The organism is Luteimonas sp. Soil_C_5 (assembly GCF_057656615.1).
In genome coordinates this window covers 683,950-709,170 of record NZ_JBDGKA010000002.1, presented here as the reverse complement: position 1 = coordinate 709,170, position 25,221 = coordinate 683,950, and the positions used below count along the sequence as shown (strand labels likewise).

Below are 25,221 nucleotides of genomic sequence, written 5' to 3'. Positions count from 1 at the left end.
GTGGTGCAGGAGTGCAGCGCGGGACGCGTTCCGCACACGTCGCTGTGTCGATGTCCGCGCTGCATCGTCCGGATACGCGACGCGCATCCGGACATATGGATCAGGCCGGTCGATCCACCAGCAGCACGAAGCCGCCGAGCTGCGAGCCCATGCCGATCGCCAGGCTGCGCGTGCGATCGGCGGCGAGCACGGCCGCCGGCACCGTCGCGTCGGGCGGCAGGGCGCGGTAGACGGCATCGTCGTCCGTCATCACGTCGCGGACCAGATAGCCCATCAGCACGTTGACCATCTCGCCCAGGGCGTCGAGGGCCAGCGCGTCGTCGCATTCGTCCGGCGTGATGCCGAGCAGGGCGCAGGCGAGGGCGCGCGCGGCGGGCATGTCGCTGGCCAGGCCGATGCCGAAGGCATGGCGACCTTCCACGCGCACATGGGCGACATGCGGCCAGAGATCGAGATCGTCGGGCGAAAGCACTTCGGCTGGCAGGCACTGGCTGGCCAGCATGCGCGGGAACAGGCGTCCGCACAGGTCGATTGCGCTGTTGGCGAGATCGCGCAAGTCGTGGCTGGCGAGCGTGCTCTCGAGCGCGTGCCTGGCCTGTTCCTGATCGGCGCGATGCAGGGCGATTTCCGATTGCAGGCGGGCGGCGTCGATCGCGCCCTGTTCCAGCAGCACCTGGCCGAGCAGCTTGCGTCCGGCCTTCTGCGCTTCGAGCAGGGCGTCGAGGCGGTCCTGGTCCAGCGCGCCCATCTCCAGCGCGATGTCGCCGAAGCGGCGGTCTTCCACGCGCTGGCGCTGCTGGATGCGCTTCGCCTGGCTCTCGTCGAGCCAGCCCTTGCGCACGGCCAGTTCGCCCAGCAGCGGGTTGGACGCGCGCTGCGCTTCGATCGCCGCCAACAGCTGCGGCGCGGTGATGACGCCACGTTCCAACAGGAACTGACCCAGAAATTTTGCTGCCATCGTGTGCCCTTTATGCAAAAAGTCGAACAGGTCGCGGGTCAGGCGAGCACCTGGTGGAGCACGCGTTCCATCGCCTCGGGGTCGATGGGCTTCTGCAGGTACGAGCGCGCGCCGAGGCGCAGGCACTGCTCGATGTCGCTCTGTGCGCCGAGCGAGCTGAGAATCACCACGCGGGCCTGCGGATCCAGTTCGAGGATGCGGGCCAGCGCTTCGCGACCATCGCTCTGCGGCATGACCAGATCGAGCAGCACCAGATCGGGACGCAGCGCCTGGTACTGGCTGACGGCCTCGAGGCCATTGCCGGCTTCGCCCACCACGTCGAATCCGGCGGCGTCCAGCTGTCCTGCCGCGAGCATGCGCAATGCGCGCGAGTCGTCGCACAGCAGCACGGTCGGTCGTGCGGTCATCGGTATCTCCTGGTCGAATAGGGCGCCCGCAGGCCTGCTCCGGGATAGCGGCCGAAGCGCGCCAGGCTTTAGGGCAGGCGTGGAGATCCGCCTGTCGCGTGCACCAGGACGCGGTGATCTGCGGGCGCCGGATCCATGTCGACGAAGCCGCGACGTCGCCCGCGGTCCGGAGGTTCTAGACTGCGGATCAAAAACGCCGCGTGGGCGCAGGGCGCCGCACCGCGGTTACGGTGGGATATCAGGGCGCCAGCGATTTCAGACCGGACCGGATGATCGCGCAGTGCGCGGCGCGCCTCAGAAGTCCGCCTGCCCCGGCAGCAAGGCGCGCAGTTCCGCGTCGGTGAGGTTGCGCCACTGGCCGGGCTTGAGATGCGCCAGCTTGACCGGGCCGATGCGCACGCGGATCAGCTGCTTCACGCGCAGCTTGAAGTGCGCCGCCATCAGACGGATCTGCCGGTTGAGGCCCTGGACCAGAATGATGCGGAAGCCGAACTTGCCGAGCGGGCTGGTGCGGCAGGGCAGGGTGGTCTGGCCGTGGATCGGCACGCCGCGCGACATGCCGCGCAGCACGTCCTGGCTGACCGCGTGATTCACCGTGACCAGATATTCCTTCTCCAGCTTGTTCTCGGCGCGCAGGATCGCGTTGACGATGTCGCCGTTGCTGGTCAGCAGGATCAGGCCTTCGGAATCCTTGTCGAGCCGGCCGATCGGGAAGATGCGCTCGCGATGGTCGACAAAGTCGACGATGTTGCCCTTCACCGCGGCCTCGGTGGTGCAGGTGATGCCCACCGGCTTGTGCAGGGCGATGTAGACGTGGCGACGCTTGCCCGGCGCGGTGGTCCGCTGCAGCAGCGCCTGGCCGTCGATCATCACGGTGTCGCCTTCGCCCACTTCCGCGCCGACGCGCGCGCGCATGCCGTTGACCGTGACCCGGCCTTCGCCGATGAGGCGGTCGGCTTCGCGCCGCGAGCAGGCGCCGGTGTCACTGATGTGCTTGTTCAGGCGCATGGTCGCTGCGTCGGTGGCGCGGTCGGAACGGGGGCGCAGTCTGGCAGATCACGCGCGCGGGGTCGTCCATGCGGGGCGTCCACGCTGGTCACCACGTCCGTCCTGAAGCGCGTGGCGCGGCCGATGCGGGTGGTCCTCGTCTGCCGCGCGCGCGGTGCTGATATGCGCCGGCGCTCGGCATGCGGCGCAGTGCGGGATGCTGCGCGGGCGTGCCGCCTGGCAGGCGCCGCGATGCGCTCAGCCCGCGGATTCGATGGTCTCGTCCAGCCGGTCCGACGGCACCATATAGCCGGCGGCCTCCACCGCATCGCGCGCCTTGAGCAGGGCGACGCCCAGTGCATCCAGATCGTCCGCGTCCGCGGCGCCGACGAGTTCGATGCAGCGGCCGTTGAACCACGTCCAGAACTGGCGGTAGGTCTTGCCCTGCCAGTGTTCGTGGCGGATGGCCTGATAGAGCTCGCCCACGGCGATGGTCAGCGGATCGCGCATCGTGCGTCTCGGAAGTCGTGCGGAAGCAGAGTGTGGCCCAGGCGATGGCGCCTGCGGGGCCGGCGGTCGTGCATCGCGGCCTGTCCGCTCGGATCGTCCGGATGTCGTGCAGAAACGACACCCACAAAAAACCCCGGACGTCGCCGCCCGGGGTTCTTGGCACCGCTTACGCGGCGCAGGTCGAGTAGAACTTACTCGGCCTGGACTTCTTCAGCCTGCAGGCCCTTCTGGCCCTGCGCGACCTTGAACGTGACCTTCTGGCCTTCCTGGAGCGACTTGAAGCCGCTGCCCTGGATCGAACGGAAGTGGACGAACAGGTCGTCGCCGCTCTGCGGGGTGATGAAGCCGAAGCCCTTGGCATCGTTGAACCACTTGACGGTACCGCTCTGACGATCAGACATGGTGTTACTCCTTGGATCAGTTATTGGAAGCACGGCCCGCAAGTGCGGTGCCGGGACTGTATCGAGCAAGGGGTAACGCGAAGCGATGGAGCGGATCGTCTGGAGAGGCCGTTGCCGGCCCTGGAACCTGTGATCTACCGCATCGGAGCCACGATGTACCGTGATCCCGCTTTGAACAGTGGGGGCACCATACCTCACTTTCGGATCGCGCTGTGAATTTCGTCGATGCGAGCTTCACTTTCTTCGACCGTGCGCAGGCTCGTTCAGCGCCGTGCCGCTGAACAGCGCGCTTTGCCGCATGGGTGCGCTCGCAGTGGTCGCGATGCGCAATCCGGATATCGCACTGCAGCAAGAACCGCGGGCGCTGGACGCCCGCATGTGAGGCGCGTCGGAGTTCAGTCGAGGCAGTCAGTGCGGCATCACGCCGGGGCACTCTGCGCGTTGCAAGGGCGGCGATCACTGCGCTCGACAGCAGGATGCCTGAGGTCGGGCCCGCGGTCGCCAGTAGACCGCATGTGGTGACCGCTACGTGGCCGTCGATGGACACGGTGCCAATCGCTGCGCGACACGATGCGGCGTGAGTCGGGTTGAGTGCGCCGATCCGCGGCACCCGTGTGATGTCCGGTGTCATCGCCTCCTCCGTTCGATGGAGGGAGGTCGATGACCTCAAGCCGGTCGTAACGCGGATTGCGGACAGCCGGCGGAATCTGCGGCCTGTGCGGTGAGGGTCGGTGACCACGGCGCGCAATGACGCGAGGTCGGACAGGAAGCGCGCAGCGCCGGTGCGGCGCGATGCTGTCCACCGGCCGTCGGTGTGGTCGACGTGGCAACCACGCGGGAAAGCGGTGCCGTCTCCGGCGTAAACCCGGGGCACGCATCCACGTCTGCGTGATCGCGGCCGGCGCAGGCTGCCGAGGCATCGGTCCTCTGGCCGACATGGAGACGCAGCATGAGCATCCCGCAGACACCCGACAGCATGAAGAAATCGCAGGACGAGAAGACGCCGCCGAAACCGTCCGGCGATGCGCAGAAGAAACCGCTGTCGAACGAGGACGAAGGCGATCGCGCCGAAGAACGCCAGGGCGGGCACTGACCCGTCCCGATCACGTGCGGCGTCCGTGCGGACGTCGCGCGTGGACACGATATTTCAAGCGGCGGGTTGTCGGCCGTGCTGCGCCGCTCGACGACGCGCGCATGCATTGCAGTATCGACACGACGCCTGCCGCGGTCCGCGCACCGGTGCGCGGTTCGACCCGCGTGTGCTCCGAACGATGCGACACACCCGTGATGCGATGCATCGGGCGCCAGCACCGTCCACAGGGATTCGCAGCATGTGCGACCGCGGCCCGGATCATCGCGTCATGCCTTCCCGACACGCCCATCGCGCCGCCTCCCGCGACGCCGAATCCGATGTCCTGCCGCCGTCGGGACTTTCCGATCTGCCGTCGCTGCTTGATGACGGTCTGGGCTGGTGCAACCCGGTGCGCGGCGATGCACACGAACGTCGCGAATGGGCGGTCTATATCGACCAGCCCGGCGGATCGGTCACGCTGGCCTGCGTGCGGCAACAGCAGGAAGGCGGGTTCGAAGTGAGCGCGGGCATGGCGTTCGCCAAGGTCGTCGATCCGCAGGCAGCCTTCGAACTGGCCGCAGGCTGGGCGATGGCAGCGGCCCGACGCTAGACGCCGCGCGCGCGGCGATCAGGGATCGATCAGCCGGTGCACGGCCAGGGCGACCTGGATGGCGCGGCGATGCGTGATCGATGCCGTTTCCTGGGTCTCGTTCACCAGCATCACGCCGCTCTTGCCGACGGTGACCCCCACGCGGTCGATCAGCACTTCCGGCGCCACCATGCCCAGCGGCGCGGCGAAGTCCAGGTGTCCGCCTGGATACACCAGCACGCCATCGGCCTCTTCGACCGCCGGGTCGTCGACGACCATTCCGATCTGGCGCAGCTCGGCAGCGGTGAGCGCGCCGGGGTCGACATTGATCCGCACCATCAGCGCGGCGCCCTGCACGATGTCGAACGCGCTCTCGGCCTGCAGCTGCGGCGAAATCCAGCTGCAGTCCATGCCGTAGCTGTTGCGCATCGCGTTCTCCCATGGCCCGGTGCCCTGCGCCGGCTTCCAGCCGGTGAGTTGCCCCTGAAACGCGGCCTGCACCTGGTCGCAATCCGGCAACGCGTCACGTGACGGCATCGCGCGGGTGGCGACCGGTGCCGTGGGGTCCGGCGCCTGATCGCAGGCGGCGAGCGCCAGCAGTGCGGCGCACACGATGGCCGCGCGATGGATGGACAGACGGTGGCGGAAACTTCCGGGCATGTGGCCTCCTTGCGCGCCGGACGGAATGGACGCGGGCCCGACTCTAGCGAAGCGCTGCAGTCGATGCGATCCAAAGCGCCTTGGCCGACGCGCGGTAGGGCCGGAAACGACACGGCTCCACGCACGCGATTTGCGCCGCGTTGAAGGGCGTGCGCGTCCAGCTGTCGCGCGCGAGGTGCGATGCGGGACGGGCATCGGCGGCGCCCGCGCGCCGACGGATCCGGGACGTCATCTGCTTGCGTACGAAGCGATCGAACCCCACTGGCGCCCGCGTCCCGTCTGCCCGATCATCCGCCCAATCGGGGATGGGGATGCAGGGATGCTGAAGCTGGGGCGGGTCCTGATGTGGGTCGTGCTGGCCGCCGCCGCGGTCGGGCTGCTCGTGTACACGGGGCATTGGCTGGACTGGCGACGCGACGGGACGCCGATGCCGTCCGGCGCCGAAGCCGGATGGCTGGTCTGCGCCGCGCTGATGGGCGCAGCAGGGTGGGTGCTGCACGGGTTGCGTGGCCTGCAGCGCACGCACGATGCCGAACAGCTGCACGCCGTTCGCAAGGGTCAGGTATTCGAGGCGTCGAGCGGCATCGGCTGGGGCCTGATCTGGCCGCCGCTGAGCGTCCTGTTCGCGCTGGCCACGTGGGCGCTCGCGATGAAGGGGGACTGGGCGCTGGCCTCGGCAACGCTCGTGATGCTCCTCGTGGCCCTGCTGACCAGCTGGCATCTGCTGCGCCAGGTCCTGCGACCCGGGCCCATGCTGCGGATGGACGCGCAGGTCATCGATCACGCGCTGTACGGCCCCATCCCGTGGCGCGATGTGGTCGGCATGCACCTGCAGATCGTCACGACGCGCTACAAGACCCATCACACGCTCCTGCTCGGCGTGCGGCATGCATCGCGGTACATGCGCAATGCGCCGCCGCTGCTCCGCTGGCGGCACGCCCGGCGCCCGAGGCATCCGGAAGACGTGGGCGTACTGTCGCTGACGCTCGACGTCCTGGGCCGGGATCCGGCGCTGATCCATGAGGCCGCGCGCAGTTTCCGCGACCGCGTCGACGCACCGTTCCTCACCTTCTGGGATCCAAGGATGTCCGCAGCCGACGCCGCGGCGCTGCTGGAACTGCAGGTGTGGACCGAAGGCAGCGGACGCCTCGCCGACGAACTGCAGGCGCTGTCGGCGTCCGAGGATCCGGCTGCATTCGCCGAGGCCGATGCCCGCATGCAGGCGCACTTCCAACGACACGAAGCGCTTTGGCCGGAGGCCCGCCGGGCACTCGAGACCGGTGCAGAGCGTGCACGGGGCGACAGACGGGCAGGCTGGATCCTGCTGGTCGTGATCGTGGTGATATCCGTGCTCTGGCTCGCACTGCGCCTCCTGCGCTGAGCGACGCGCTGCAACGTCTTGGCCGATCCGCTGTGACCGGCGATCAGAACTGCGCCATCGGGCCCTGCGGTCAGATCGCAGCGCGGTGGCGCAGCACTCGCGGGGTCCGCGCCGACGTGACGCAGTCAGGCGGGACGCATGCCGCCGCTGGCCAGTGCCCGCTTCAGCATGTCGGCGCCATAGGGCTTCTGCAGGATGAAGCGCTGCCGCAGGCGCTCCGGCACGCCGGCCTCGCCATAGCCGGTGGTGAAAATGTAGGGAATGCCCCGCGCTTCCAGCGCATCGGCCACCGGGATGCTGGTCTCGTTGCCTAGATTGACGTCGAGAATCGCAAAGCCGATGGCGTGCGTGTCCAGCAGGCCCAGCGCCTGCTTGACCGTCGCGGCGATGCAGGGCGGCTCGTGACCGAGATCGACCAGGAAGTCCTCCAGCAGCATCGACAGGATGGACTCGTCCTCGAGCACCAGGATGCGTGCGCGTGCATCGATCATCGGTCTGCGGTCTCCAGCGGCACCGTGGCCCGGAAGGCGACGCCCTCCGGCGCATAGCTCAGTTCGACCTCGCCGCCGAGATCGTTGCGCAGGCCGCGTTCGAGCAGGCGCGAACCGAAGCCGCGGCGCGTCGGCGGTACGACGGCGGGTCCGCCGGACTCGCGCCAGACGAGGTGCAGCGCCTCGCCGTCGCAGGCGTTCTCCCACTGGATGGCCACCCGGCCCTCCGCATTCGACAGCGCGCCGTACTTGACCGCGTTGGTGCCCAGTTCGTGCAGCGCCATCGCCAGCGCCAGCGCGCGCTTGGGATCGATCCGGCACGGCGCGCCCGAAATGTCGAAGCGCTGCGCGCCGTCCGATTCGAACGGCGCGATCGCACCGGTCACCACATCGACGATGTCCGCGCTGTGCCAGTTCTCGCGGGTCAGCACGTTGTGCGCCCGCGACAGCGCGAGCAGGCGCGCCTCGATCCGCGCATTGCCGTCGTCGAGACTGGTCGCGGTGCCGAGCGTCTGGCGCACGAGGGACTGCACCGTCGACAGGGTGTTCTTGACCCGGTGGTTGAGTTCGTGGATCAGCAGTTCGAGATGTTCTTCGTGCTGCTTGCGCTCGGTGACGTCGCGCGTGCTGCCGGCGATCGCCTCGACGTCGCCATCGGCGCCGATCACCGGGGTGAAGATGTAGTCGTAGATGCGGCGGCCCTTGGAGTGGTGATCGAACGGCACATCACCGCGCACCGGCGCGCGGGTGGCGATCACGCGTTCGATCTCTTCGTCGTGCATGGCCGCATGCCATTCCGGATAGCCGATCTCCAGGCAGGTCTTGCCCGCGGATTCGGCCCAGGTCATGCCCCACATCGTCAGCAGGGCATTGTTCGCGTAGATGAAACGATGCTGTCGGTCGAACACGTACAGCAGATCGGGCGTGGCCTGCAGCAGGGCGTCATATGCGCGCAGCGTCGCCAGATCACGGTCTTGACCGAATGGCACCGGGGTCACCTCGTCGAAAGGGGCGGTCGAATCTATCACCGGTACGGGCCCTGTTTGTCAAAAGCCCGTGGCGCGAGGGCCGCGTGGATGGCGCGCGGCGCAGCGCCGCCCGGGCGCGGTACCGGGGCCTGCACGCGTCGACAGCGCGCCGATCGCCACCCCTGGAAATCGCGATGCAGCGACGTCCGCCCTGCCGCGGCGTGAGGCTCAACCGCTGCGCGCGGACCGTCGGCCCGAGACATGCGGACTGTCTGCGACATGCCAGCGCCATGGCAGATCGACGGCCTTCGAAATGCCGATGCGTGGCCCGACCACCGGGCGTTCCGGGGGCGGGGTGCCATCGGCCACGATCCGCAGGCCCTGCGCGCCGGTGACGAGATCGGCGCCGTCGAAGCTGTGGTCGATGCCCATCGCCTGGGCCAGGCGACCGGGGCCGCTGGCCAGGTCGCGATCGCGTCGGGCCTTGAGGCGCGCGGCCCACATCAGGTCCAGCCCGGCCACCGGTTCCAGCCCGCGCAACAGCACACCGAACCCCTGGCCCTCTTCGCCGCAGACCGCGTTCGCCGCCCAGTGCATGCCGTAGCTGAAATAGACGTACAGATGGCCGCCGTCGCCGAACATTGTCGCGTTGCGCGCGGTGCGCCCGCGGAACGTATGCGCGGCGGGATCCTCGCTGCCGGCGTAGGCCTCCACTTCGACGATGCGGCCCGCGCGACCGTCGTCGCGCACCAGCAACTTGTTGAGCAGTTTGGGGGCGACGACAGTCGGATGCCGGCGGTAGAACGCGCGCGGCAGGGCGACAATCGGCGGGCGGGGTGGGGCAGACGACACGGCAGTCCTGTTCGAGGGGTGGCGATGCGTGGTCTCGAATCCTGCAGGCCGACGCGTGAGCAGGCGATTGACTGCGTTTGCCGTACGTGCGGCGAATTCAGGGCTGCGTGGGCGACGCTGACCCGGGCGGGAATTGGTCTTGCAATCGCTGCCCCACCGGGCGTGGTCGAAACGAGGCGCTCTCGTCAGTTCGACGCGGCGGGATTTTTCATTCGTGATTCGTCGCGCATCCTCGAGATGCGCTTGACGCAGTGCGCGCGCTGGTCGATGCGATCGATGCCACGACATGCGTGCCGACAGGGCGCACTCCGATCGTTTCCGCGAGCAGGAAGATGTCGCCAGCGTCAGACCGTCAGTCCGGCTGCGGCAGCACGCACTCGTCGGGCACCTTGTGCTTCTGCGCCAGCGCGTGCAGTTCCTGGTTGATCCAGTCGCGTTCGTCGGGCGGCGCACTGTCGCGCAGACGCACGGCCATATTGGCCAGGGCGGCGATCTTCTTCAGCCGGTCGCCCTCCGACATGCCGTACTGGCACAGGCTGATGTCGAGGTCGCGCAGCGCGGCGGTGGTGGCGTCGTTGATCGTCATGGAAAGGCCTCGTCGGATGTCCGCACTGTAGATCGGCAACGTGGACGGGGCGTCATGGCGCTCGCTGTGCAGCGGTCGTGCGGGCGATTGCAGGGCGCGTGCGCGCCAACCTTCCCAGTGCGGCGCTTCAGCCCGTGCGGCGTCGCGACGTCGGCCGCGGTTGCAGGGCGTCGAGCACGCCGGCGTTGCGCCGCGCCCAGTCGTAGACCAGTTCGATCGGCTCGACCAGCTGCTGTCCCAGCGGCGTCAGCGCGTAGTCCACTGCGGCCGGCACGCCCGGATGCACGGTGCGCAGCACGGCGCCCGCGGTCTCCAGTTCCCGCAGCGTCTGCGTCAGCATCTTGCGCGACAGGCCGGGCAGGCTGCGATGCAGTTCGCCACTGCGCGCGGTGCCGCCATGACGTGCCCACAGGGTGTGCAGCACCATCGAGGTCCATTTGGTGTGGAACAGTTCCAGCACGCGGCGCGGTGCGCAGTCTTCGCGCCAGCTGTCGTCGGGGCTGCCTGAATCCATCGGGGTGGTGACCTTTCGGTGCCTGCTGTGCGGGTGCGCACGAAGCGCATAGGGTAGTCCGCTGATTCGAACTGCAAGGTGATGTCATGACCCCACAGGCTCTGGTGGTCGGTGCGACCGGAATCGTCGGCAGCGCGCTGGTGAAGCGGCTGCGCGACGCGGACTGGACGGTGCATGGATTGGCGCGTCGCGCCGGTCTGCTGCCCGACGGCGTGCAGGCGATAGCCGCGGACCTGACCGATGCGCAGGCCACACGCGATGCACTCGCGGGACTGGCGCCGAGCCATGTCTTCATCACCACGTGGTCGCGACAGGCGACCGAAGCGGAGAACATCCGCGTGAATGCCGCGATGGTGCGGCATCTGCTCGATGCGTTGCGGCCAGCCGCATCCGTGCGGCACGTTGCGCTGGTGACCGGGCTCAAGCACTACCTGGGGCCGTTCGAGGCCTACGGGCAGGGCGTGTTGCCGCAGACGCCGTTCCGCGAAACCCAGGCGCGGCTGGATGTCGAGAATTTCTATTACGCGCAGGAAGACGCGGTGTTCGCCGCGGCGAAGCGCGACGGCTTCCACTGGAGCGTGCACCGCCCGCACACGGTGATCGGCGCGGCGGTGGGCAATGCGATGAACATGGGCACGACGCTCGCGGTGTACGCCTCGCTGTGCAAGGCGACGGGTCGTCCGTTCCGGTTCCCGGGCTCGCCTGCACAGTGGAACGGGTTGACCGACATGACCGATGCGCGCCAGCTGGCCCGCCATCTGCAGTGGGCGGCGCAGACGCCGGCGGCGGCCGACCAGGCCTTCAACGTCGTCAATGGCGACGTCTTCCGCTGGAGCTGGATGTGGGCGCGGATCGCCGAATGGTTCGATCTGGAGCCGGCGCCGTTCACCGGCGACATCCTGCCCCTGGAAGTGCAGATGGCCGACGACGCGGCGCCGTGGGCGCAGCTGGCGGCCGAACACGGACTGGTCGAAACCGAGATCGACCGCCTGATCTCGCCCTGGCATACCGACGCCGATCTCGGCCGGCCGCTGGAAGTGGTCACCGACATGTCGAAGAGCCGGCGCATGGGCTTCCTCGATTACCAGCCCAGCGACGATGCGTTCTTCGATCTCTTCGAGACCCTGCGCGCGCAGCGGCTGATTCCCTAGACGCGTGTGACCGCCCGCATCCCGTGCACGGGCCGGCATGCGCGGCGCGGTCAACGCCATGACGTGGATTGCTAGAGTGCAGGCCCGTTTTTGCCGAAGGAACCGCCCATGGCCTCGATGCCGTCCCGCGTACTCGCCCTGAGCCTGATCGCCGCTGCCGGCGCCGCCAGCGCCTCGGACACGCCCGCTGATGCATCGGCGTGGTGGGAGCGGCTGCAGTCGCTGTGTGGCAACGCCTACGAAGGCACCCTGATCCGCGCGCCGGAAGGCGACGACACCTTCCGCGACGCGCGCGTGGTGATGCACGTGCGCGACTGCAGCGCCGACCGCGTGCGGATTCCGCTGGTGGTGGATGCGGACCGTTCGCGCACCTGGGTGCTCACGCGCACGCCGGCCGGCATCGAACTCAAGCACGACCATCGCCATGCCGACGGCACGCCCGACACGATGACGATGTACGGCGGCACCACCAGCAACGCCGGCAGCGCGGACACGCAGATGTTCCCGGCGGATGCGCAGACGCGCGAGGTGATTCCGGGCAGCGGCCTGCGCAGCGCCTGGCTGATCGAGCTGCACCCGGGCGAGCGTTTCATCTACGCCGCCAACCGCGTGGGGACCGATCGCGGGTTCCAGGTCGACTTCGACCTGACGCGCTCGGTGCAGGCCCCCGAAGCGCCCTGGGGCTGGACGGACTGAAACGGCGGGGTCGCGAACGCCGGCTGGTTCGCCCGGTGGTCGGGGCGCCCGTGTCAGAATCGCGCTCCGCACAGGAGCGTCCATGCATCAGCCCGCCGACAAGCTGCCCCCGCACACCGAGTCGCGGCGCCTGGCATCGCTGCGCGCCTACGGCATTCTCGACACGCCGGTCGAAGCGGTGTTCGACGACATCACCCGTATCGCCTCGGCGGTCTGCCAGACGCCGATGTCGATCATCAGCCTGGTCGATGTCGAGCGGCAGTGGTTCAAGTCCGAGGTCGGTATGGGCGTGCACGAAACGCCGATCGATCAATCGATCTGCGCCCACGCGATCCTGGAGCACGATTTCCTCGAGGTGTCCGACACCACGCAGGATCCGCGCTTCGCATCGAACCCGCTGGTGACCGGCGCGGTCGGCCTGCGCTTCTACGCAGGCGCCCTGCTGAAGACGCCCGACGGCCTGCCACTCGGGACCGTCTGCGTGCTCGACACCAGGCCGCGCACGCTGACGCCCGAACAGATCGACACCCTGCGCGCGCTGTCGCGCCAGGTGATGGCCCAGTTCGAACTGCGTCGCCTGCTGGCCGAGGCGCACGCGGTCAGCGAGCACCGCGCACGCGTGCTGGCGAGTGCGGGCCACGACCTCAAGTCGCCCTTGCGCGCGGCGCTGTATGCGATCAGCCGGGCGCGTATCGATGCCAGCGCCACGCAGTTGCAGAAGCTCGACAGCGCCGAGCAGGAACTCACCGTCATCCACCAGAAATTCGGCGAGCTGATCGCCTCGGCCACCGGCCGCGGCGGGTTCGTGCCCCCCTCGCTGGAGGCCGCGGACATCGCGCCGGTGGTCGAGCAGGTGGGCACGGCCTGGCAGCGCGCTGCCGCACGCAAGGGTGTCACGCTGCAGGTGCGCGTCGAGACCGCGCCGTGCATGGCACGCAGTCACGCCGATCTGCTGGAAACCCTGCTCGGCAACCTCGTTTCCAACGCGGTGAAGTACACGTCGTCCGGCGGGCGCGTGGAACTGGTCTGCCGGCAGGAACATGGCCTCGCCTGCGTGGACGTGATCGACACCGGCATCGGCATGGATCCGGCGCGCGTGGAGAGTTACTTCAACGCGTTCCAGCAGGGCGATGCGCGCTCCGACGGGCTCGGCATCGGGCTCTGGATCGTGCGCCAGACGGCGGACGCGCTGGCCGCGGATCTCGATGTCGCATCGGCGCTGGGTGAAGGCACGCGGATCAGCGTGCGCCTGCCCTCCGTCTGACCGCCTGCGCTACCGGCGTGCTGCCGGGTTCATGACGCGCGCAGGCGCGTCCAGTATGCGAAGAGGCCGCCGCTGAGCGCACTGCCGGCCGCGATCGCCAGCAGGCCACCGAGGCCCCGCGTCGCGTCGATCAGCACGGGCATCGGCGCCACCCTGTCGGCAATGCGGATCGCGACCACCAGTCCGATGCCGCCGGCCAGTGCATACAGGGCCGTGCGCAGATGCGGCCAGCGCCGCGACAGCCACATCGCCGCCGGAAATGCCGGCAGCCAGGCGGCCGCGACCAGCGCCAGCTGCACCGGGCCGTAACCCAGCAGATCCTGCAGCGACGTCGTGAGCCGGACCGCCGGCGGAATGTCGACGAACGGGGCCAGCGCCTGCAGATTGAACTGGGTCTGCACCAGCGTGCCCCAAGCGGCCGCGAGCAGCAGGGCGACGACGAGTGCGGTGAGGCGTCGCGGCCACGACGGGCGTGCGTGGACGGTCATGCGAACGGTTCGGGCATCATCATGTCGACGATGATGCCGCAGCCGCGGCGCCGATGTGGAGTGTTGCCGTTGTCCGTCCGCCTGTGTGTTCCGTTCCGTCGCCTCGCGCAGCTGCGCAGCCGCATCGCCGTCTGTCTGTTCGCGCTGCTGTTCGCCGCCGGCGCGTCCGCATCCGGATATCGCATCGAAACCGTGGCCGAAGGCCTCGAACATCCCTGGGCGCTGGCCTTCCTGCCCGATGGCCGGATGCTGGTGACCGAGCGTCCCGGCCGGCTGCGCGTGATCGAGCGCGGGCGTGACGGTGCGTTCGCATTGCGCGACGCGCCGGTGGCGGGCGTGCCCCAGGTGTTCGCGCGTGGCCAGGCCGGACTGTTCGAGGTGCTGGTCGATCCGGCGTTCGCGGAAACGCGCCGGCTCTATCTGTCGTTCGCGCATGGCACGCCGCAGGCCAACCATCTGCGCGTGGTCCACGCCCGACTGGGGGACGCCGGCCTGTCGGCGGTGACGCCGGTGCTGACCACCCAGCCCGCAAAGACCCACGGCCAGCACTTCGGCGGTCGCATGGTCTGGCTGGCCGACGGCACGCTGGTGGTCGGCATGGGCGACGGCAATCTGCTGCGCACCGATGCGCTGCGCCTGCACACGCATCTGGGCAAGCATCTGCGCATCGATCGCGAGGGCGGCGTGCCCGCCGACAATCCCTTCGTCGGCCAGGCCGGCGCGCGCCCCGAGATCTACAGCATCGGCCATCGCAATCCGCAGGGCCTGGTGCGCGTGGGCGATGCGCTGTACGCGCACGAGCACGGACCGAAAGGCGGCGACGAACTCAATCGCCTGCAGCCGGGCGCGAACTACGGCTGGCCGATCACCACCGACGGTGTCGACTACACCGGCGCGCGGGTCACACCGTATGCGCGCTGGCCCGGTGTGACGCCGCCGCTGACCCACTGGACGCCGTCGATCGCACCGGCCGGTCTGGCCTGGTATGACGGCGCGCTGTTTCCCGCATGGCGCGGCAGCCTGTTCGTGGCCGCGCTGGCCGAGCGCAGCGTGCGTCGGGTGCCGATGACGGACGGCGTGCCCGGCACGCAGGACGTGCTGTTCGCCGAACTGGGTGAGCGCATCCGCGACGTGCGCGCGGGGCCGGACGGCGCGCTCTATCTGCTGACCGACAGCGCGCAGGGCCGTGTGCTGCGCGTCGTGCCCGACAGTGCCGAGGGCACTGCGCCTGCCGTGCCGGGCGCGATGCCATGACGCCCGTTGCAGGGCGGCGGATCGATGCGCTGTGCGCCGTTGCCCGCGCGCGCAGCCTGCTCGCGGTGGTGGCCACGGCGTGGCCGTGCGCAGCGATCGGCGGGGTCTGGGATGAGCGCGCCCGGACGACGATCGCTGTGGCAGCGCCTGTTCGGTCGCAGCCCGGCGCCGCCGGCCTCGCCCGACGTACGCCGCGTCGCCCACGCGCCGGTCGCGATGCACTGGAAGCCCGGCGCGCGCCTGCCGGTCCCGGACTGGGATGTCATGGCGGCGCGTCTGCCGGACACGGCCGACGATGCGCAGGCAGACGGCTACTTCACCGCGGCCGCGGGCCAGTGGCTCGATGCCCTGGGCGATGCGTTGCCCGACGCCTATGTCACCCGCACGACGGACGATTTCATGCTGCTGTCGGCGCAGCCCGAACGCGCGGCCACGCTGACCTTGCGCAGCTGCACGCAGGCGCTGCGTGCGATCCGGGCCAGTCTCGGTCCGCTGGCCTGCGACACGGGCCACGGCCCGCACGTGGTGCTGGTGTTCGCGACGCGGGACGCGTACGAGGATTACCTCGCCCAGTATTACGGCGACGATGACGATCCGCCGATCTCCAGCGGTGTCTTCATCAACGCCGGCTACGGACATTTCGCCAGCGCACACGATGCGCTGGACGATCTCGAAGCCGTGGTCGTGCACGAGCTCACCCACGCGCTGCTCGCGCATCTGCCGCTGCCGGTCTGGCTCAACGAAGGCATTGCGGTGAACACCGAGCGGGGGCTGCTGCCGCGTCTGGCCGACCCGCGCCTCGCGCTCTACGGGCCGGACGAAATGGCGGACCGGCACGCTGCGTGGTGGGACGCGCGCACGATCCAGGCGTTCTGGTCGGGCGGCGTCTTCGCCGAGGCGGGCGAGGGCGTCGAACTGGCCTACGACCTCGCGCGCATGATCACCGCGCTTGCCGCCCGCGACGAACCGGCTTTCCGCGCTTTCGTCGCGCAGGCACATCGAGGCGATGGCGGCAGTGACGCCGCCCAGGACGCGCTCGGCTATCCGCTTGCGCATCTCGTCGAAGCGGTGCTCGGCGACGGCGACTGGGCGCCGCAGCCGGGTCGCGCGGCGGCCTGAGCTGCGTGCAAGCGTATCGTGCGCATGATCGCGACGTAAGACGTGCCGGATGTGTCGCACGCCGTCTGCACGATTTCTTCTGCATCGACATCGACGCGCGCGCACCGCAGCAGCTCAGCGCGTGATGCGGTCGGCGCCCGGCGTGTGCATGGCATGATCGAAACCGTCTGAAGGGAGTGACTCCATGCGCATCGCCACCTGTATCGCCGCGCTGTGCGTGGCCGTCCTCGCAAGCGTGATGACAGACGCGCCCGCGTACGCCGCGAGCGGCCCGGCGCAGGTGCGTGTGGTGCAGGCCGGTGGGGTCTGGCAGCTGACGGTCGACGGCGCGCCCTTCCGCGTGCGCGGCGCCGGTCTGTCGGGCGGCGATCTCGATCTGCTGGCGCAACGTGGCGGCAACGCCCTGCGCACCTGGAGCACCGGACTGGACCGCGCCGCGGTCACTGCGATGCTCGACCGCGCGCAGCGCAACGGGCTGCGGGTGGCGATGGGGCTCGAGGTCGGCAAGGAACGTCACGGCTTCGACTACGACGATCCGGCTGCGGTCGCCGCCCAGCTGGCGCGTATCCGCGAGGAAGTGGCTGCGTACAGGGACCATCCCGCCGTGCTGATGTGGCTGGTGGGCAACGAGCTCAATCTCGAAGCGCGCAACCCGGCGGTGTGGGATGCGGTGAACGCGATGGCCGAGGCGATCCATGCGATCGATCCGCACCATCCGGTGATGACGCCGCTGGCGGGCTTCGACGCGGCATTGATCGAGGCGATCAAGACCCGCGCGCCCGCGCTCGACCTGATCGGCGTGCAGCTCTACGGCGACATCGAGGGCATGCAGACGCGCCTGCGCGATGCCGGCTGGACCGGCGCCTACATCGTCACCGAGTGGGGCCCGACCGGACATTGGGAAAGCCCGCTGACAAGCTGGGGCGCGCCGATCGAGGACGACGCCTCGCGCAAGGCCCAACTGCTGGCCGAGCGCTACGCGCGCGACATCGACAGCGATCGCACCCAGGGGCTGGGCTCTTTCGTGTTCCTGTGGGGCCAGAAGCAGGAGCGCACACCCACCTGGTACGGCCTGTTCCTGGCGAGCGGCGAATCGACCCCCGGCGTGGATGCGATGCAGCGGGCGTGGACCGGCGCATGGCCGGCCAACCGTGCGCCGGCGATCACGCCGATCCGGATCGGCGCACGCGTCGCCCACGACAGCGTGACCCTGCAACCCGACAGCGAACACCACGCGTCGGTCGAGGTGCGTGATCCGGAGGGCGATCCGGTGCGCTATCGCTGGGTGGTCCGCGATGAAAGCGTCGCGACCTCGATCGGCGGCGATCCGGAAACCGTGCCGGCCGAGGTGTCGCTGCGTATCTCCGCGGCCGATGACGCGGGCGGCCTGCGGTTCACGGCGCCGGTCGCGCCGGGCCAGTACCGGCTGTTCGTCGAAGCACACGACGGCCAGGGCCATGCGGCCTACGCCAACCTTCCGTTCCGGGTCGCGGACGCGCAGGACTGACGGGTGCGCACAACGGCATACGTGTGCGCCGCCGCGGTGTGCACGCGCAGCGCGGCATGACGGATGCATCCGACCCCGTAAACGAACACGCCGCGCTGCATCGATGCAGCGCGGCGCGATGGGCCGTGCGGATCCGCTGGGCTTAGGCGTCAGGCGACGGCGCGGCTCAGATCGGCGACGCGATAGCCGGCGCCGGTGATCGTGTGCAGCAGCTGCACGTCCTGGTCGCGGTCGATGGCCTTGCGCAGGTTGTAGAGATGACTGCGCAGGGTGTCGGAATCCGGCAGGCTCAGACCCCAGATCTCCTGTTCGATTTCGCGTCGCGTGACCACGCGCGGCGCTTCGCGCATCAGGATGGTCAGGATCTTCATCGCGATCGGCGCGAGGTTGAGTTCCTTGCCCGCGCGCTGCACGCGCAGCGACACCGGATCCAGGCGCAGGTCGCCGACCTCCAGCACCGCGGCACCGACTTCGCGACGGTCGCGGCGGATCAGGGCGCGGATGCGCGCTTCCAGTTCCTTGATGTCGAAGGGCTTGGTCAGATAGTCGTCGGCACCCGCTTCGAGGCCTTCGATCTTTTCTTCCAGCGAGTCGCGCGCGGTGAGCATCAGGATCGGCACCGAGCTGCGGCCATCGGCGCGCAGGCGGCGACAGACTTCCAGCCCGCCGAGGCGGGGCAGCATCAGGTCGAGCACGATGACGTCGAACGGATTTTCCGACGCCAGGTTGTAGGCATCGAGGCCGTCGGCTGCGTAGTCCACTTCGAAGCCGCGGCTTTCGAGGAACTCACCGACCGGCTCGGAGATGTTGCGGTTGTCCTCGACCAGCAGGACCAGACCACCCGGGCTGTGATGCGCCATCCCAACGACTCCGCTGCAATTAAGGTTCGCGAAATTCGCATCACGGCGGTGGAGGCGCGGTGAACGCGAAATGCCCAACCGTGCAAGATCGTCATGGGGTGTGCACCGGAGATGCAGCCGCGCGTGCGCCGCGAGGCCATCGGCCCGGCCTGGCCGGCGCGTTACCCTGTCGCGCCCCGTGGCACCGGCTGTCGTATGGGTACCCGCGCGATCCTCCATCTGCTGCTGCATGCAGCCGTGCCGGCCCTGCTGGCCTGGCTGTTCTGGCGCGACCGGTTCCTCAAGGCCTGGGGCCTGCTGCTGCTGGGATGGGTGATCGACATCGACCATCTGCTGGCCGATCCCATCTATGCGCCGGGCCGCTGCAGCATCGGTTTCCATCCGCTGCACACCGCGCCGGCGATCGCGGTCTACGGCGCGCTGACCATCCCCCGGCGGACCCGGTTGTTCGGCATCGGTCTGCTGGTGCACATCGCACTCGATGCGATCGACTGCATCTGGATGCACCATCTCGGCTGAGCCGGGCAGCCGTGCGGGGCCAGCGGGGATTCAAGCGCGGCCTGTTAGCGTGGACGCAGCCCCCACTCATCGTCCGGAGCCGTTCCATGCGTCAGCACCTGGTGTGGATGTCGCTGTTGTTGCCGATGGCGGCAGTCGCCGGCAATGCCGATGTCGACCTGAGTCCGCCAGCGCCGGCGATGTTCACCGGTCCTGCCGCGTTCGGCGACGGCGAGTACACGGGGCCCCGCACCGGGCCCTCTACTGACCGGACGGCACGCGCGACCGGCCGTCTGCGCGGCGGGTGCCCCACCGCACCCGATGGCAGCGAACGTGGCGTCACCGGCAGCGTCACCACCGGTTTCGGCCATTCCTCGCGCGGTGGCAGCAGCCAGTGGAATGCCGCCGATGTGAACCTGTGCAAGGAACGACTCAACGCCAATGGCGATGTCAGTACCTTGAACATGCGCCTGCGTGTCGCGAACTACGACGGGCCGGGATACGGCGGTTATGGCGGCCCGGGTTACGGCTACGGCGGCATGTATCGCGGCGGCATGGGCTACGGTTTCGACGGTTTCGGTCCGGGCTACGGCGATCCCTTCGATCCGTGGTCGGGCATGGGGCCGGTGCGTCGCGAGTCGTGGTCGGACGGGCGCCAGCCGTGGCGCTGACTGCGCCGTTCAGCAGCGGCGCGTTTCCGCCGCGTGTGCAACGCCGTCATGACATCGGCATGTCATCCCGCTCACAACTTCCTGCCTAGAGTCGATGTGTGCCTGTCCGGCACGACCTATGCAACGGAGAACCGGGTATGACGATGAAGATTCCGCAGGGTGCGCTGGTGGTGGTGGCCGATGGCGGCTCCGCACGCGTGTTCAGCAACGTCGGTGACGAACGCAGCATCAGCCTGAAGCAGGAAGCCCTGCTGGAAGGCATGAACCTCAACGACGACGGCCCGGCAGGATCCATGCCCACCGAATCCAGCGCGTCGCAGCTGGACGAAGCGACCTTCGCCAAGCAGCTGGCCCAGGGGCTCAACGACGGCGCGCTGAAGAATCGTTACGAACATCTGGTGCTGATCGCGGATCCACAGACCCTCGGTCGCGTGCGTCCGCTGCTGCACAAGGAAGTCACCCAGCGCCTGATCGGCGATCTGGCCAAGGACTACACCAACGTCCCGCTCGAGACGATCGAGCGCGCGCTCTCCTGATATGGCGACCGTGACGCCCTATTCGAACGACCCGCCGGATCGCGCCGACATCGACGCGACGCAAGGTGCGCTTGCGCTCGAATTCGGCACCGGCTGGTGCGGGCATTGCCAGGGCTCACAGGCGTTCCTGCAGCCCGTCTTGGCCGCGCGCCAGGATGTGCGGCACCTGCGGATCGAGGATGGTCCGGGGCGTCCGCTGGGCCGCAGTTTCAAGGTGAAACTGTGGCCGACGTTGGTGTTGCTGCGCGACGGTATCGAAGTCGCACGGGTCGTTCGTCCGACATCGCGCGAGGATGTCGATGCGGCGCTGGCCGCGTTGGAACTGCCAGCAGGTTGAGCTGGCGTCGCTTCCGGGGCGAACGGCTCGCAGTCGATATGTGACCGGCCTGCGATGGAATAGCCGATCCGGAAACCTTTGAAGTCCTCGACCCGCAAGCCGGACGCGCTTGCGGTCGAGCTGTCTGCAGTATCGGTCGCGTGAGGCGCGGCAATGCGGATCGCATCCGCCTTTCAACGCATGTTCAATCGCCGCGTTCGTCGTCCTCTTCGGAATCACGCGTCTGACCGTTGCCGTGCGTCGGGCGCGTACCAACGAATGTGATCTCACCCGAGGTTTCGAGCACGGCGAGCTCGATCTGCGCGATCGTGGCGTAGCCGGCGGCGCGGCGTGCCGTTGCCAGATCGCGCTCGGTGATCGCCTGACGTGCCAGCACGTCACGGAACAGGTGACCGTGGCGCACCAAGATCACCGGCACACCTTCGACCAGACGATCGAATCGCCGGCTCCGCGCCGACAGCAGGCCGACGCCCCAGTTCAGGGCCAGCAGCGTGGCTGCGAGCAGCAAGCCGCCGAGCAGGGAACTGTCCTGGCCGATCAATGCGTTCTGCACCGCGTTGCCCAGCAACACGATGACCAGCAGATCGAATGGCGTGAACTGCCCGACGGTGCGCTTGCCGGCCAGACGCATCAGCACCAGCACGGCGACATAGACCACGACCGCGCGCAGCACGAACTCCCACCACGGCATCCCGAGATCGAGCATGCGGGCCAGCGCGTCGCTCATCGCAGCAGCGCCTTTCGTCGCGAAAGCGGGACATCGACTGGATCGCACCGCTGCATGGCATTGCCTCGCTGGAGTTCCGGATCGATCGAAGACCTGCGTGGCGGTTATGGCGCGACCCGTGTTGCACCCTCGTGAATGGCGCCGCGCACAGCAGGCACGCTGCCTTCATCGCGATGCGAGGATGCTCTGGCGGGCACGGCATGCGTGCAGTTGCTCCGGATCTGCACGATGACGCCCATCCGCTTCACCCTTCGACACAACGCCGCGACCTTCGACTGGGAACTGGTGGAAGACAGCGGTGCACGTGCCTCGATGCATTACCTCACCCGGCACGCTGCGTGTATCGATGTCGCGCGCGACGCCCAGGTGATGCGCCAGGGCGCAACGGTCCGGATCCACGGCGCCGATGGTGGCTACGAAGCCGAGCGTCGTTTCGCGGCCTGACGCGCAGCGCGCTGCGGGTGCTTCGGTGCGCATCCGGCTTGAATTGCAGCCGCCGGATCGCGTCTGCTGGACCTCGATCGATTGATCGATACCTGTCACGTGTGCAGACCGCACCAAGGCGCAAGACTGCGACGTGCCGATCTACGGAGGGAATACGATCGCGCCGGATCAACAGGCGTGCATAGAGGTCCGATCCGTAAACGCCCGAGCGCTGCCAGGGCATCGATTCAGGCTCGAACAACTCGACCATATGCGCGCATGGGTGCGAATCTGATGGTGTCGGTGAAGCTGCGTGCCAGCGCCGCGCTGTAGTCAATATTGAACGGACTCCGATCCGTTTCCACAGCGAACGCGCTGCTCATGACGACCGCTACAGGCAGCTGATCGTCCGGCGCGCGTTTCGCGCCGGACGCAAGTCATCGGTCTATCTGTGCATCACAGGACAAGCTTCTCAGTACGTCTGCGGCGGATCCTGCGGACGCGTCGGCGAAGGCGGGTCCTGCTGTGGCTGGGGATCGCGCTCCGGATCGCCCGGTGTCGGCACCGGCGGATCCACGGGCTGGTCCGGCACCGGATCGTGCATGGGGTGGGGGATCGAGCCGGGGATGTCGTCGTTCGGCGTCGGCTGCTGCGGTTGGGTCTGCATCATCAGGCTGTCTCCTCGGCGGGAGGTCCACCTTGGGCGAGGCGACGGCAGCCGGCCGTGAAGCGCGCACGCGTAGCGCACGACGCAGCCGCTTCACGTCCGGGGCGCGAAGCTGCGCGGCATGACGTCGTGTCCGAACCAGCTGCGGGGCCGCGGGAGGAAACACCATGCGTAGGTTCGTCCAGGCCTTTGCCGACGGCATGTGGCCCGACGCGTTGCCCGCGCCGCTGGTGGACGCCCTGATCGCATCACCGCCGCGCTACAACATCGGCAAGCGCCGACCGGCAGCGGTGATCCTCGCGCGTGATGCGGGCCTGGTCGTCAAGGATTTCGACTGGGGTCTGGTCCCGCGCTGGTCGGCCCTGCCCGAGACCCGGTATTCCACCGTGACTGCGCGCCTGGAGCGCGCGCCGCGCAGCCGTGTGTTCAAGCGGCCCTGGGAGACGATGCGCTGCGTGGTGCCGATGAACGGCTATTACAAATGGGACCGCTCGGGCGAGACACCGCAGCCGTATTTCATCCAGGCGCAGGATGGCGATGCCCTGTTCGCCGCGGGACTGTGGGACCACTGGAACAAGGACGCGCCGGAGCTGTACTCGTTCGCAGTGCTGACGCAGCCCAATCCCGCGATCCCGCCGCCCCTGGTGGCCGACGGTCCGGTGTTCATGCCCGCGTCCGCGGTGGCCGAATGGATCGCCGGGCCGCGCCGCGCGCAAGCCTTTCTGGCCGATATGCCGCAACCTGCGCTGGAGGCCTATCCCGTCTCCCGCCGGATCCGCAGCGCCGACGTCGACGACTACACCCTGCTCGAGCCGGTAGACCTGACGGCGGATACGGACGATGGCGACTGGCTGGACCACGCGTTCGATGAAGAGGATGACGACGCGTCTTGACGGTGGCCTCCCCCCGGCGCCGCTACCGTGGAACCGCATGCGGCACCTGCCGCGCGATTGCAAGGACGACCGCCATGATCCGCTCATCGCATCTGCCTCTGCGCACGCTTGCCGGGATCGCGCTGTGCCTGGCCGCCGGGAGCGCACTGGCGCAGTCGCCGCTGAGCGATGCGCAGACCCGCTATATGGGTGCGCACGTGTTCGAGCGCCAGGTCGAGGTGTTCCGGACCTACTGCGCGCAGGATCCGCAGGCGGCGGAGCAGCTGGAGACCGGCATTGCGACATTCCGCGCGGAGAATCCCGACTTCACCTCCGCGCTGGAGGCGCGTCCGGCCGACGCGGAATTCGTCGCGGGTGTCGAGGCCTTCGATGCCCGCTTCGAGCAGATCGCCGGCGCGATGCACCAGTACCTGGCCAGCGAGCCCCCGCAGACACGCTGCGCGACGATTGCCGGCCATCTCGGCGGCATGCGGTTCGCGGCGATGATCGACGAAGCGACCCACAGCGTCGCCGATACGGTGGATGCGGACGAGGCGATGGCGGTGGATGCAGGCGCTGGCGAAGCGGTGACCGCAGTCGCGCCCTGAGCACGGAATCTGTCAGTGGCGATTCGGATCGCGTCGTCTGATGCTCAGAACGCCTCGCCGGTGACGGGATCTCGAGCCGGATCCGCCAGCGCCGCAATACGCGCGACCACGGCCGCATCCGGCGGCGTCTGCAGAATGTCCCAGCGTTGCCCGGCGGGATAGGCGCCGACCACGGTGAAATCCGCTTCTGCGTGCAGGCAGCAATGGCCGGTGCCGGCGGGCAGCAGGAGCGCATCGCCGGCGCAGACCTCGACGATGGGGCCGTCCGGCCCGCCCAGCATCAGCCGGGCCTGCCCGCGTGCGACACCCAGCACTTCATGCGCGATCGAGTGGTAGTGATGGAATTCGTACACGCCCCCGCGCCAGTCCGGCGGCCAGCCATATATGTCGAAGCGGCGCTCAAAAGCGCGCGCGTCGAACGGCTGGCCGTCCGCCGTGCGCAGGCCGCGATACAGCCGCACCGGCAGGCGCGGATTGTTGGGCGTCTGTGCGGTGGACGACAGGGGCAGGCGTTGCACGTGCATGGAACTCTCGTTGTGCAAGCGCGCGCCGCGCGTCAGCCCTGCAACGCCACGTGCAACGGGACGTCGCCGGGCCAGCGTGCGCGACCGCCCAGTGCGGGCAGCTCCACCAGGACGGCAGCGCCCAGCACGGTGGCGCCCTGCGCGCGGGCCAGCGCCAGGCCGGCCGCCAGTGTGCCGCCGGTGGCCAGCACGTCGTCGACCAGCACGACCGACGCGCCGGGCGGCAGGGCGTCGGTGTGGATCTCCAGACGGTCCTGTCCGTATTCGAGCGCGTAGGCGTGCTGCACCGTGCGCCCGGGCAGCTTGCCCGGCTTGCGCACCGGGACGAAGCCGGTGCCGAGCGCCTGGGCCAGCGCCGCGGCGAAGATGAAACCGCGCGATTCGATGCCCAGGAATGCAGCCGGCGGCGCAGCGCGCCACGGTGCGGCCATGGCGTCGATGGCGGCGGCGAAGGCCTGCGCATCGGCGAGGACGGGCGTGATGTCCTTGAAGATGATGCCGGGCTTGGGAAAGTCCGGAATCTCGCGGAGCAGGGACGACCAGTGCGGCATGGGTGGGTCTCGAACGTGGGCCGGCGATGATCACCCCAGGGACGCGGCGACACAAACCTCACCGGGGTGGGCGTATCTCCGCAGGCTGCGCG

At 68.8% G+C, this 25,221-nt stretch carries 33 protein-coding genes; 16 read left to right on the top strand and 17 right to left on the bottom strand.

What is annotated here, in order from left to right; all coding sequences use genetic code 11:
• Nucleotides 1-100: 100 nt before the first annotated feature.
• The 5 genes from AC3A5K_RS07700 to AC3A5K_RS07680 form a co-directional block, all read right to left on the bottom strand.
• Entirely contained in the window at nt 101-958 is an 858-nt protein-coding gene (locus AC3A5K_RS07700) for a cyclic di-GMP-binding domain-containing protein, MshE-related (RefSeq protein WP_487616900.1), read from the bottom strand.
• A gap of 38 nt (nt 959-996) precedes the next feature.
• Nucleotides 997-1,365 carry a response regulator gene (locus AC3A5K_RS07695; RefSeq protein WP_487616899.1) on the bottom strand — a complete coding sequence of 123 codons (369 nt, stop codon included), beginning with the start codon at nt 1,363-1,365 and terminating at the stop codon, nt 997-999.
• Between the two features lie 294 nt (nt 1,366-1,659).
• Nucleotides 1,660-2,373: a pseudouridine synthase gene (locus AC3A5K_RS07690; RefSeq protein WP_487616898.1), complete on the bottom strand. Its 714-nt coding sequence runs from the start codon at nt 2,371-2,373 to the stop codon at nt 1,660-1,662.
• A gap of 237 nt (nt 2,374-2,610) precedes the next feature.
• Nucleotides 2,611-2,862: a hypothetical protein gene (locus tag AC3A5K_RS07685; RefSeq protein ID WP_487616897.1), complete on the bottom strand. Its 252-nt coding sequence runs from the start codon at nt 2,860-2,862 to the stop codon at nt 2,611-2,613.
• Nucleotides 2,863-3,053: 191 nt separating this feature from the next.
• Nucleotides 3,054-3,263 (bottom strand): cold-shock protein, encoded by a 210-nt coding sequence (locus AC3A5K_RS07680; protein WP_487616896.1) that lies wholly within the window; start codon nt 3,261-3,263, stop codon nt 3,054-3,056.
• Nucleotides 3,264-4,212: 949 nt separating this feature from the next.
• Between AC3A5K_RS07680 and AC3A5K_RS07675 the strand changes: the two genes are divergently transcribed.
• Nucleotides 4,213-4,356 carry a hypothetical protein gene (locus AC3A5K_RS07675; protein WP_487616895.1) on the top strand — a complete coding sequence of 48 codons (144 nt, stop codon included), beginning with the start codon at nt 4,213-4,215 and terminating at the stop codon, nt 4,354-4,356.
• Nucleotides 4,357-4,624: 268 nt separating this feature from the next.
• Nucleotides 4,625-4,945 (top strand): hypothetical protein, encoded by a 321-nt coding sequence (locus AC3A5K_RS07670; RefSeq protein WP_487616894.1) that lies wholly within the window; start codon nt 4,625-4,627, stop codon nt 4,943-4,945.
• An 18-nt stretch (nt 4,946-4,963) separates the two neighbouring features.
• On the opposite strand, the gene AC3A5K_RS07665 is transcribed toward AC3A5K_RS07670, so the two are convergent.
• Entirely contained in the window at nt 4,964-5,584 is a 621-nt protein-coding gene (locus AC3A5K_RS07665) for a hypothetical protein (RefSeq protein WP_487616893.1), read from the bottom strand.
• A gap of 25 nt (nt 5,585-5,609) precedes the next feature.
• On the opposite strand from AC3A5K_RS07665, the gene AC3A5K_RS07660 reads away from it, so the two are divergent.
• Nucleotides 5,610-6,965, top strand: a complete 1,356-nt coding sequence (locus AC3A5K_RS07660) for a hypothetical protein (protein ID WP_487616892.1) — start codon at nt 5,610-5,612, stop codon at nt 6,963-6,965.
• A gap of 125 nt (nt 6,966-7,090) precedes the next feature.
• Here AC3A5K_RS07660 and AC3A5K_RS07655 read toward each other — a convergent pair whose 3' ends face one another.
• The 5 genes from AC3A5K_RS07655 to AC3A5K_RS07635 all read right to left on the bottom strand — a co-directional run bounded on the left by AC3A5K_RS07655 (nt 7,091) and on the right by AC3A5K_RS07635 (nt 10,376).
• Entirely contained in the window at nt 7,091-7,456 is a 366-nt protein-coding gene (locus tag AC3A5K_RS07655) for a response regulator (RefSeq protein ID WP_487616891.1), read from the bottom strand.
• The gene (locus tag AC3A5K_RS07650) at nt 7,453-8,445 is read right to left on the bottom strand and encodes a sensor histidine kinase (RefSeq protein WP_487616890.1); all 993 of its coding nucleotides are present in this window, start codon (nt 8,443-8,445) and stop codon (nt 7,453-7,455) included. The genes AC3A5K_RS07655 and AC3A5K_RS07650 overlap by 4 nt, the downstream gene beginning before the upstream one ends.
• Nucleotides 8,446-8,652: 207 nt before the next feature.
• Nucleotides 8,653-9,276, bottom strand: a complete 624-nt coding sequence (locus AC3A5K_RS07645; protein ID WP_487616889.1) for a DNA-3-methyladenine glycosylase — start codon at nt 9,274-9,276, stop codon at nt 8,653-8,655.
• A gap of 352 nt (nt 9,277-9,628) precedes the next feature.
• Complete coding sequence (locus AC3A5K_RS07640; protein WP_487616888.1) at nt 9,629-9,862, bottom strand: hypothetical protein; 234 nt, start codon at nt 9,860-9,862, stop codon at nt 9,629-9,631.
• A gap of 127 nt (nt 9,863-9,989) precedes the next feature.
• Nucleotides 9,990-10,376 (bottom strand): winged helix-turn-helix transcriptional regulator, encoded by a 387-nt coding sequence (locus AC3A5K_RS07635; RefSeq protein ID WP_487616887.1) that lies wholly within the window; start codon nt 10,374-10,376, stop codon nt 9,990-9,992.
• A gap of 86 nt (nt 10,377-10,462) precedes the next feature.
• Between AC3A5K_RS07635 and AC3A5K_RS07630 the strand changes: the two genes are divergently transcribed.
• The 3 genes from AC3A5K_RS07630 to AC3A5K_RS07620 all read left to right on the top strand — a co-directional run bounded on the left by AC3A5K_RS07630 (nt 10,463) and on the right by AC3A5K_RS07620 (nt 13,487).
• The gene (locus tag AC3A5K_RS07630; RefSeq protein ID WP_487616886.1) at nt 10,463-11,527 is read left to right on the top strand and encodes an SDR family oxidoreductase; all 1,065 of its coding nucleotides are present in this window, start codon (nt 10,463-10,465) and stop codon (nt 11,525-11,527) included.
• A gap of 108 nt (nt 11,528-11,635) precedes the next feature.
• Complete coding sequence (locus AC3A5K_RS07625) at nt 11,636-12,223, top strand: hypothetical protein (protein WP_487616885.1); 588 nt, start codon at nt 11,636-11,638, stop codon at nt 12,221-12,223.
• Nucleotides 12,224-12,305: 82 nt separating this feature from the next.
• Complete coding sequence (locus AC3A5K_RS07620) at nt 12,306-13,487, top strand: sensor histidine kinase (RefSeq protein WP_487616884.1); 1,182 nt, start codon at nt 12,306-12,308, stop codon at nt 13,485-13,487.
• A 29-nt stretch (nt 13,488-13,516) separates the two neighbouring features.
• Here the strand turns inward: AC3A5K_RS07620 and AC3A5K_RS07615 are convergent, their stop codons facing one another.
• A complete protein-coding gene (locus tag AC3A5K_RS07615) occupies nt 13,517-13,975 on the bottom strand; it encodes a hypothetical protein (RefSeq protein WP_487616883.1) in 459 nt (152 codons plus the stop codon).
• 69 nt (nt 13,976-14,044) lie between these two features.
• On the opposite strand from AC3A5K_RS07615, the gene AC3A5K_RS07610 reads away from it, so the two are divergent.
• The 3 genes from AC3A5K_RS07610 (at nt 14,045) to AC3A5K_RS07600 (ending at nt 17,855) form a co-directional block, all read left to right on the top strand.
• Nucleotides 14,045-15,229 (top strand): PQQ-dependent sugar dehydrogenase, encoded by a 1,185-nt coding sequence (locus tag AC3A5K_RS07610; RefSeq protein WP_487616882.1) that lies wholly within the window; start codon nt 14,045-14,047, stop codon nt 15,227-15,229.
• A 111-nt stretch (nt 15,230-15,340) separates the two neighbouring features.
• Nucleotides 15,341-16,348, top strand: coding sequence for a hypothetical protein (locus AC3A5K_RS07605; protein ID WP_487616881.1), 1,008 nt, complete (start codon nt 15,341-15,343; stop codon nt 16,346-16,348).
• A 184-nt stretch (nt 16,349-16,532) separates the two neighbouring features.
• Nucleotides 16,533-17,855: a glycoside hydrolase family 2 TIM barrel-domain containing protein gene (locus AC3A5K_RS07600; protein WP_487616880.1), complete on the top strand. Its 1,323-nt coding sequence runs from the start codon at nt 16,533-16,535 to the stop codon at nt 17,853-17,855.
• A 149-nt stretch (nt 17,856-18,004) separates the two neighbouring features.
• Here the strand turns inward: AC3A5K_RS07600 and AC3A5K_RS07595 are convergent, their stop codons facing one another.
• On the bottom strand, nt 18,005-18,715 hold the full coding sequence (locus AC3A5K_RS07595) for a response regulator transcription factor (RefSeq protein WP_487616879.1): 711 nt from the start codon (nt 18,713-18,715) through the stop codon (nt 18,005-18,007).
• Nucleotides 18,716-18,910: 195 nt separating this feature from the next.
• Between AC3A5K_RS07595 and AC3A5K_RS07590 the strand changes: the two genes are divergently transcribed.
• The 4 genes from AC3A5K_RS07590 (at nt 18,911) to AC3A5K_RS07575 (ending at nt 20,757) form a co-directional block, all read left to right on the top strand.
• Complete coding sequence (locus AC3A5K_RS07590; RefSeq protein WP_487617081.1) at nt 18,911-19,234, top strand: DUF6122 family protein; 324 nt, start codon at nt 18,911-18,913, stop codon at nt 19,232-19,234.
• Between the two features lie 86 nt (nt 19,235-19,320).
• Complete coding sequence (locus tag AC3A5K_RS07585) at nt 19,321-19,884, top strand: hypothetical protein (RefSeq protein ID WP_487616878.1); 564 nt, start codon at nt 19,321-19,323, stop codon at nt 19,882-19,884.
• 137 nt (nt 19,885-20,021) lie between these two features.
• Nucleotides 20,022-20,420, top strand: coding sequence for a host attachment family protein (locus AC3A5K_RS07580; RefSeq protein WP_487616877.1), 399 nt, complete (start codon nt 20,022-20,024; stop codon nt 20,418-20,420).
• A 1-nt stretch (nt 20,421) separates the two neighbouring features.
• Nucleotides 20,422-20,757: a thioredoxin family protein gene (locus tag AC3A5K_RS07575; RefSeq protein WP_487616876.1), complete on the top strand. Its 336-nt coding sequence runs from the start codon at nt 20,422-20,424 to the stop codon at nt 20,755-20,757.
• Nucleotides 20,758-20,941: 184 nt separating this feature from the next.
• Here the strand turns inward: AC3A5K_RS07575 and AC3A5K_RS07570 are convergent, their stop codons facing one another.
• Nucleotides 20,942-21,472 carry a DUF421 domain-containing protein gene (locus AC3A5K_RS07570; RefSeq protein WP_487617080.1) on the bottom strand — a complete coding sequence of 177 codons (531 nt, stop codon included), beginning with the start codon at nt 21,470-21,472 and terminating at the stop codon, nt 20,942-20,944.
• A gap of 240 nt (nt 21,473-21,712) precedes the next feature.
• Between AC3A5K_RS07570 and AC3A5K_RS07565 the strand changes: the two genes are divergently transcribed.
• Nucleotides 21,713-21,928: a DUF2188 domain-containing protein gene (locus tag AC3A5K_RS07565; RefSeq protein ID WP_487616875.1), complete on the top strand. Its 216-nt coding sequence runs from the start codon at nt 21,713-21,715 to the stop codon at nt 21,926-21,928.
• A 451-nt stretch (nt 21,929-22,379) separates the two neighbouring features.
• Here AC3A5K_RS07565 and AC3A5K_RS07560 read toward each other — a convergent pair whose 3' ends face one another.
• The gene (locus AC3A5K_RS07560; RefSeq protein ID WP_487616874.1) at nt 22,380-22,577 is read right to left on the bottom strand and encodes a hypothetical protein; all 198 of its coding nucleotides are present in this window, start codon (nt 22,575-22,577) and stop codon (nt 22,380-22,382) included.
• A gap of 164 nt (nt 22,578-22,741) precedes the next feature.
• On the opposite strand from AC3A5K_RS07560, the gene AC3A5K_RS07555 reads away from it, so the two are divergent.
• Together AC3A5K_RS07555 and AC3A5K_RS07550 are read left to right on the top strand one after the other, a co-directional pair.
• A complete protein-coding gene (locus AC3A5K_RS07555) occupies nt 22,742-23,467 on the top strand; it encodes an SOS response-associated peptidase (RefSeq protein WP_487616873.1) in 726 nt (241 codons plus the stop codon).
• A 74-nt stretch (nt 23,468-23,541) separates the two neighbouring features.
• Nucleotides 23,542-24,054 (top strand): hypothetical protein, encoded by a 513-nt coding sequence (locus tag AC3A5K_RS07550; RefSeq protein WP_487616872.1) that lies wholly within the window; start codon nt 23,542-23,544, stop codon nt 24,052-24,054.
• Between the two features lie 44 nt (nt 24,055-24,098).
• On the opposite strand, the gene AC3A5K_RS07545 is transcribed toward AC3A5K_RS07550, so the two are convergent.
• Both AC3A5K_RS07545 and AC3A5K_RS07540 read right to left on the bottom strand, forming a co-directional pair.
• Nucleotides 24,099-24,578, bottom strand: coding sequence for a cupin (locus AC3A5K_RS07545; protein WP_487616871.1), 480 nt, complete (start codon nt 24,576-24,578; stop codon nt 24,099-24,101).
• 32 nt (nt 24,579-24,610) lie between these two features.
• A complete protein-coding gene (locus AC3A5K_RS07540; protein ID WP_487616870.1) occupies nt 24,611-25,129 on the bottom strand; it encodes an adenine phosphoribosyltransferase in 519 nt (172 codons plus the stop codon).
• Between the last annotated feature and the right edge of the window lie 92 nt (nt 25,130-25,221).

Excerpts from the sequence above, each read along its gene's own strand:
- AC3A5K_RS07700 (WP_487616900.1), bottom strand. The coding sequence starts at position 958 with ATGGCAGCAAAATTTCTGGGTCAGTTCCTGTTGGAACGTGGCGTCATC.
- AC3A5K_RS07695 (WP_487616899.1), bottom strand. The coding sequence starts at position 1,365 with ATGACCGCACGACCGACCGTGCTGCTGTGCGACGACTCGCGCGCATTG.
- AC3A5K_RS07690 (WP_487616898.1), bottom strand. The coding sequence starts at position 2,373 with ATGCGCCTGAACAAGCACATCAGTGACACCGGCGCCTGCTCGCGGCGC.
- AC3A5K_RS07685 (WP_487616897.1), bottom strand. The coding sequence starts at position 2,862 with ATGCGCGATCCGCTGACCATCGCCGTGGGCGAGCTCTATCAGGCCATC.
- AC3A5K_RS07680 (WP_487616896.1), bottom strand. The coding sequence starts at position 3,263 with ATGTCTGATCGTCAGAGCGGTACCGTCAAGTGGTTCAACGATGCCAAG.
- AC3A5K_RS07675 (WP_487616895.1), top strand. The coding sequence starts at position 4,213 with ATGAGCATCCCGCAGACACCCGACAGCATGAAGAAATCGCAGGACGAG.
- AC3A5K_RS07670 (WP_487616894.1), top strand. The coding sequence starts at position 4,625 with ATGCCTTCCCGACACGCCCATCGCGCCGCCTCCCGCGACGCCGAATCC.
- AC3A5K_RS07665 (WP_487616893.1), bottom strand. The coding sequence starts at position 5,584 with ATGCCCGGAAGTTTCCGCCACCGTCTGTCCATCCATCGCGCGGCCATC.
- AC3A5K_RS07660 (WP_487616892.1), top strand. The coding sequence starts at position 5,610 with ATGGACGCGGGCCCGACTCTAGCGAAGCGCTGCAGTCGATGCGATCCA.
- AC3A5K_RS07655 (WP_487616891.1), bottom strand. The coding sequence starts at position 7,456 with ATGATCGATGCACGCGCACGCATCCTGGTGCTCGAGGACGAGTCCATC.
- AC3A5K_RS07640 (WP_487616888.1), bottom strand. The coding sequence starts at position 9,862 with ATGACGATCAACGACGCCACCACCGCCGCGCTGCGCGACCTCGACATC.
- AC3A5K_RS07635 (WP_487616887.1), bottom strand. The coding sequence starts at position 10,376 with ATGGATTCAGGCAGCCCCGACGACAGCTGGCGCGAAGACTGCGCACCG.
- AC3A5K_RS07630 (WP_487616886.1), top strand. The coding sequence starts at position 10,463 with ATGACCCCACAGGCTCTGGTGGTCGGTGCGACCGGAATCGTCGGCAGC.
- AC3A5K_RS07625 (WP_487616885.1), top strand. The coding sequence starts at position 11,636 with ATGGCCTCGATGCCGTCCCGCGTACTCGCCCTGAGCCTGATCGCCGCT.
- AC3A5K_RS07620 (WP_487616884.1), top strand. The coding sequence starts at position 12,306 with ATGCATCAGCCCGCCGACAAGCTGCCCCCGCACACCGAGTCGCGGCGC.
- AC3A5K_RS07615 (WP_487616883.1), bottom strand. The coding sequence starts at position 13,975 with ATGACCGTCCACGCACGCCCGTCGTGGCCGCGACGCCTCACCGCACTC.
- AC3A5K_RS07605 (WP_487616881.1), top strand. The coding sequence starts at position 15,341 with ATGAGCGCGCCCGGACGACGATCGCTGTGGCAGCGCCTGTTCGGTCGC.
- AC3A5K_RS07600 (WP_487616880.1), top strand. The coding sequence starts at position 16,533 with ATGCGCATCGCCACCTGTATCGCCGCGCTGTGCGTGGCCGTCCTCGCA.
- AC3A5K_RS07595 (WP_487616879.1), bottom strand. The coding sequence starts at position 18,715 with ATGGCGCATCACAGCCCGGGTGGTCTGGTCCTGCTGGTCGAGGACAAC.
- AC3A5K_RS07590 (WP_487617081.1), top strand. The coding sequence starts at position 18,911 with ATGGGTACCCGCGCGATCCTCCATCTGCTGCTGCATGCAGCCGTGCCG.
- AC3A5K_RS07585 (WP_487616878.1), top strand. The coding sequence starts at position 19,321 with ATGCGTCAGCACCTGGTGTGGATGTCGCTGTTGTTGCCGATGGCGGCA.
- AC3A5K_RS07580 (WP_487616877.1), top strand. The coding sequence starts at position 20,022 with ATGACGATGAAGATTCCGCAGGGTGCGCTGGTGGTGGTGGCCGATGGC.
- AC3A5K_RS07575 (WP_487616876.1), top strand. The coding sequence starts at position 20,422 with ATGGCGACCGTGACGCCCTATTCGAACGACCCGCCGGATCGCGCCGAC.
- AC3A5K_RS07565 (WP_487616875.1), top strand. The coding sequence starts at position 21,713 with ATGACGCCCATCCGCTTCACCCTTCGACACAACGCCGCGACCTTCGAC.
- AC3A5K_RS07560 (WP_487616874.1), bottom strand. The coding sequence starts at position 22,577 with ATGATGCAGACCCAACCGCAGCAGCCGACGCCGAACGACGACATCCCC.
- AC3A5K_RS07555 (WP_487616873.1), top strand. The coding sequence starts at position 22,742 with ATGCGTAGGTTCGTCCAGGCCTTTGCCGACGGCATGTGGCCCGACGCG.
- AC3A5K_RS07550 (WP_487616872.1), top strand. The coding sequence starts at position 23,542 with ATGATCCGCTCATCGCATCTGCCTCTGCGCACGCTTGCCGGGATCGCG.
- AC3A5K_RS07545 (WP_487616871.1), bottom strand. The coding sequence starts at position 24,578 with ATGCACGTGCAACGCCTGCCCCTGTCGTCCACCGCACAGACGCCCAAC.
- AC3A5K_RS07540 (WP_487616870.1), bottom strand. The coding sequence starts at position 25,129 with ATGCCGCACTGGTCGTCCCTGCTCCGCGAGATTCCGGACTTTCCCAAG.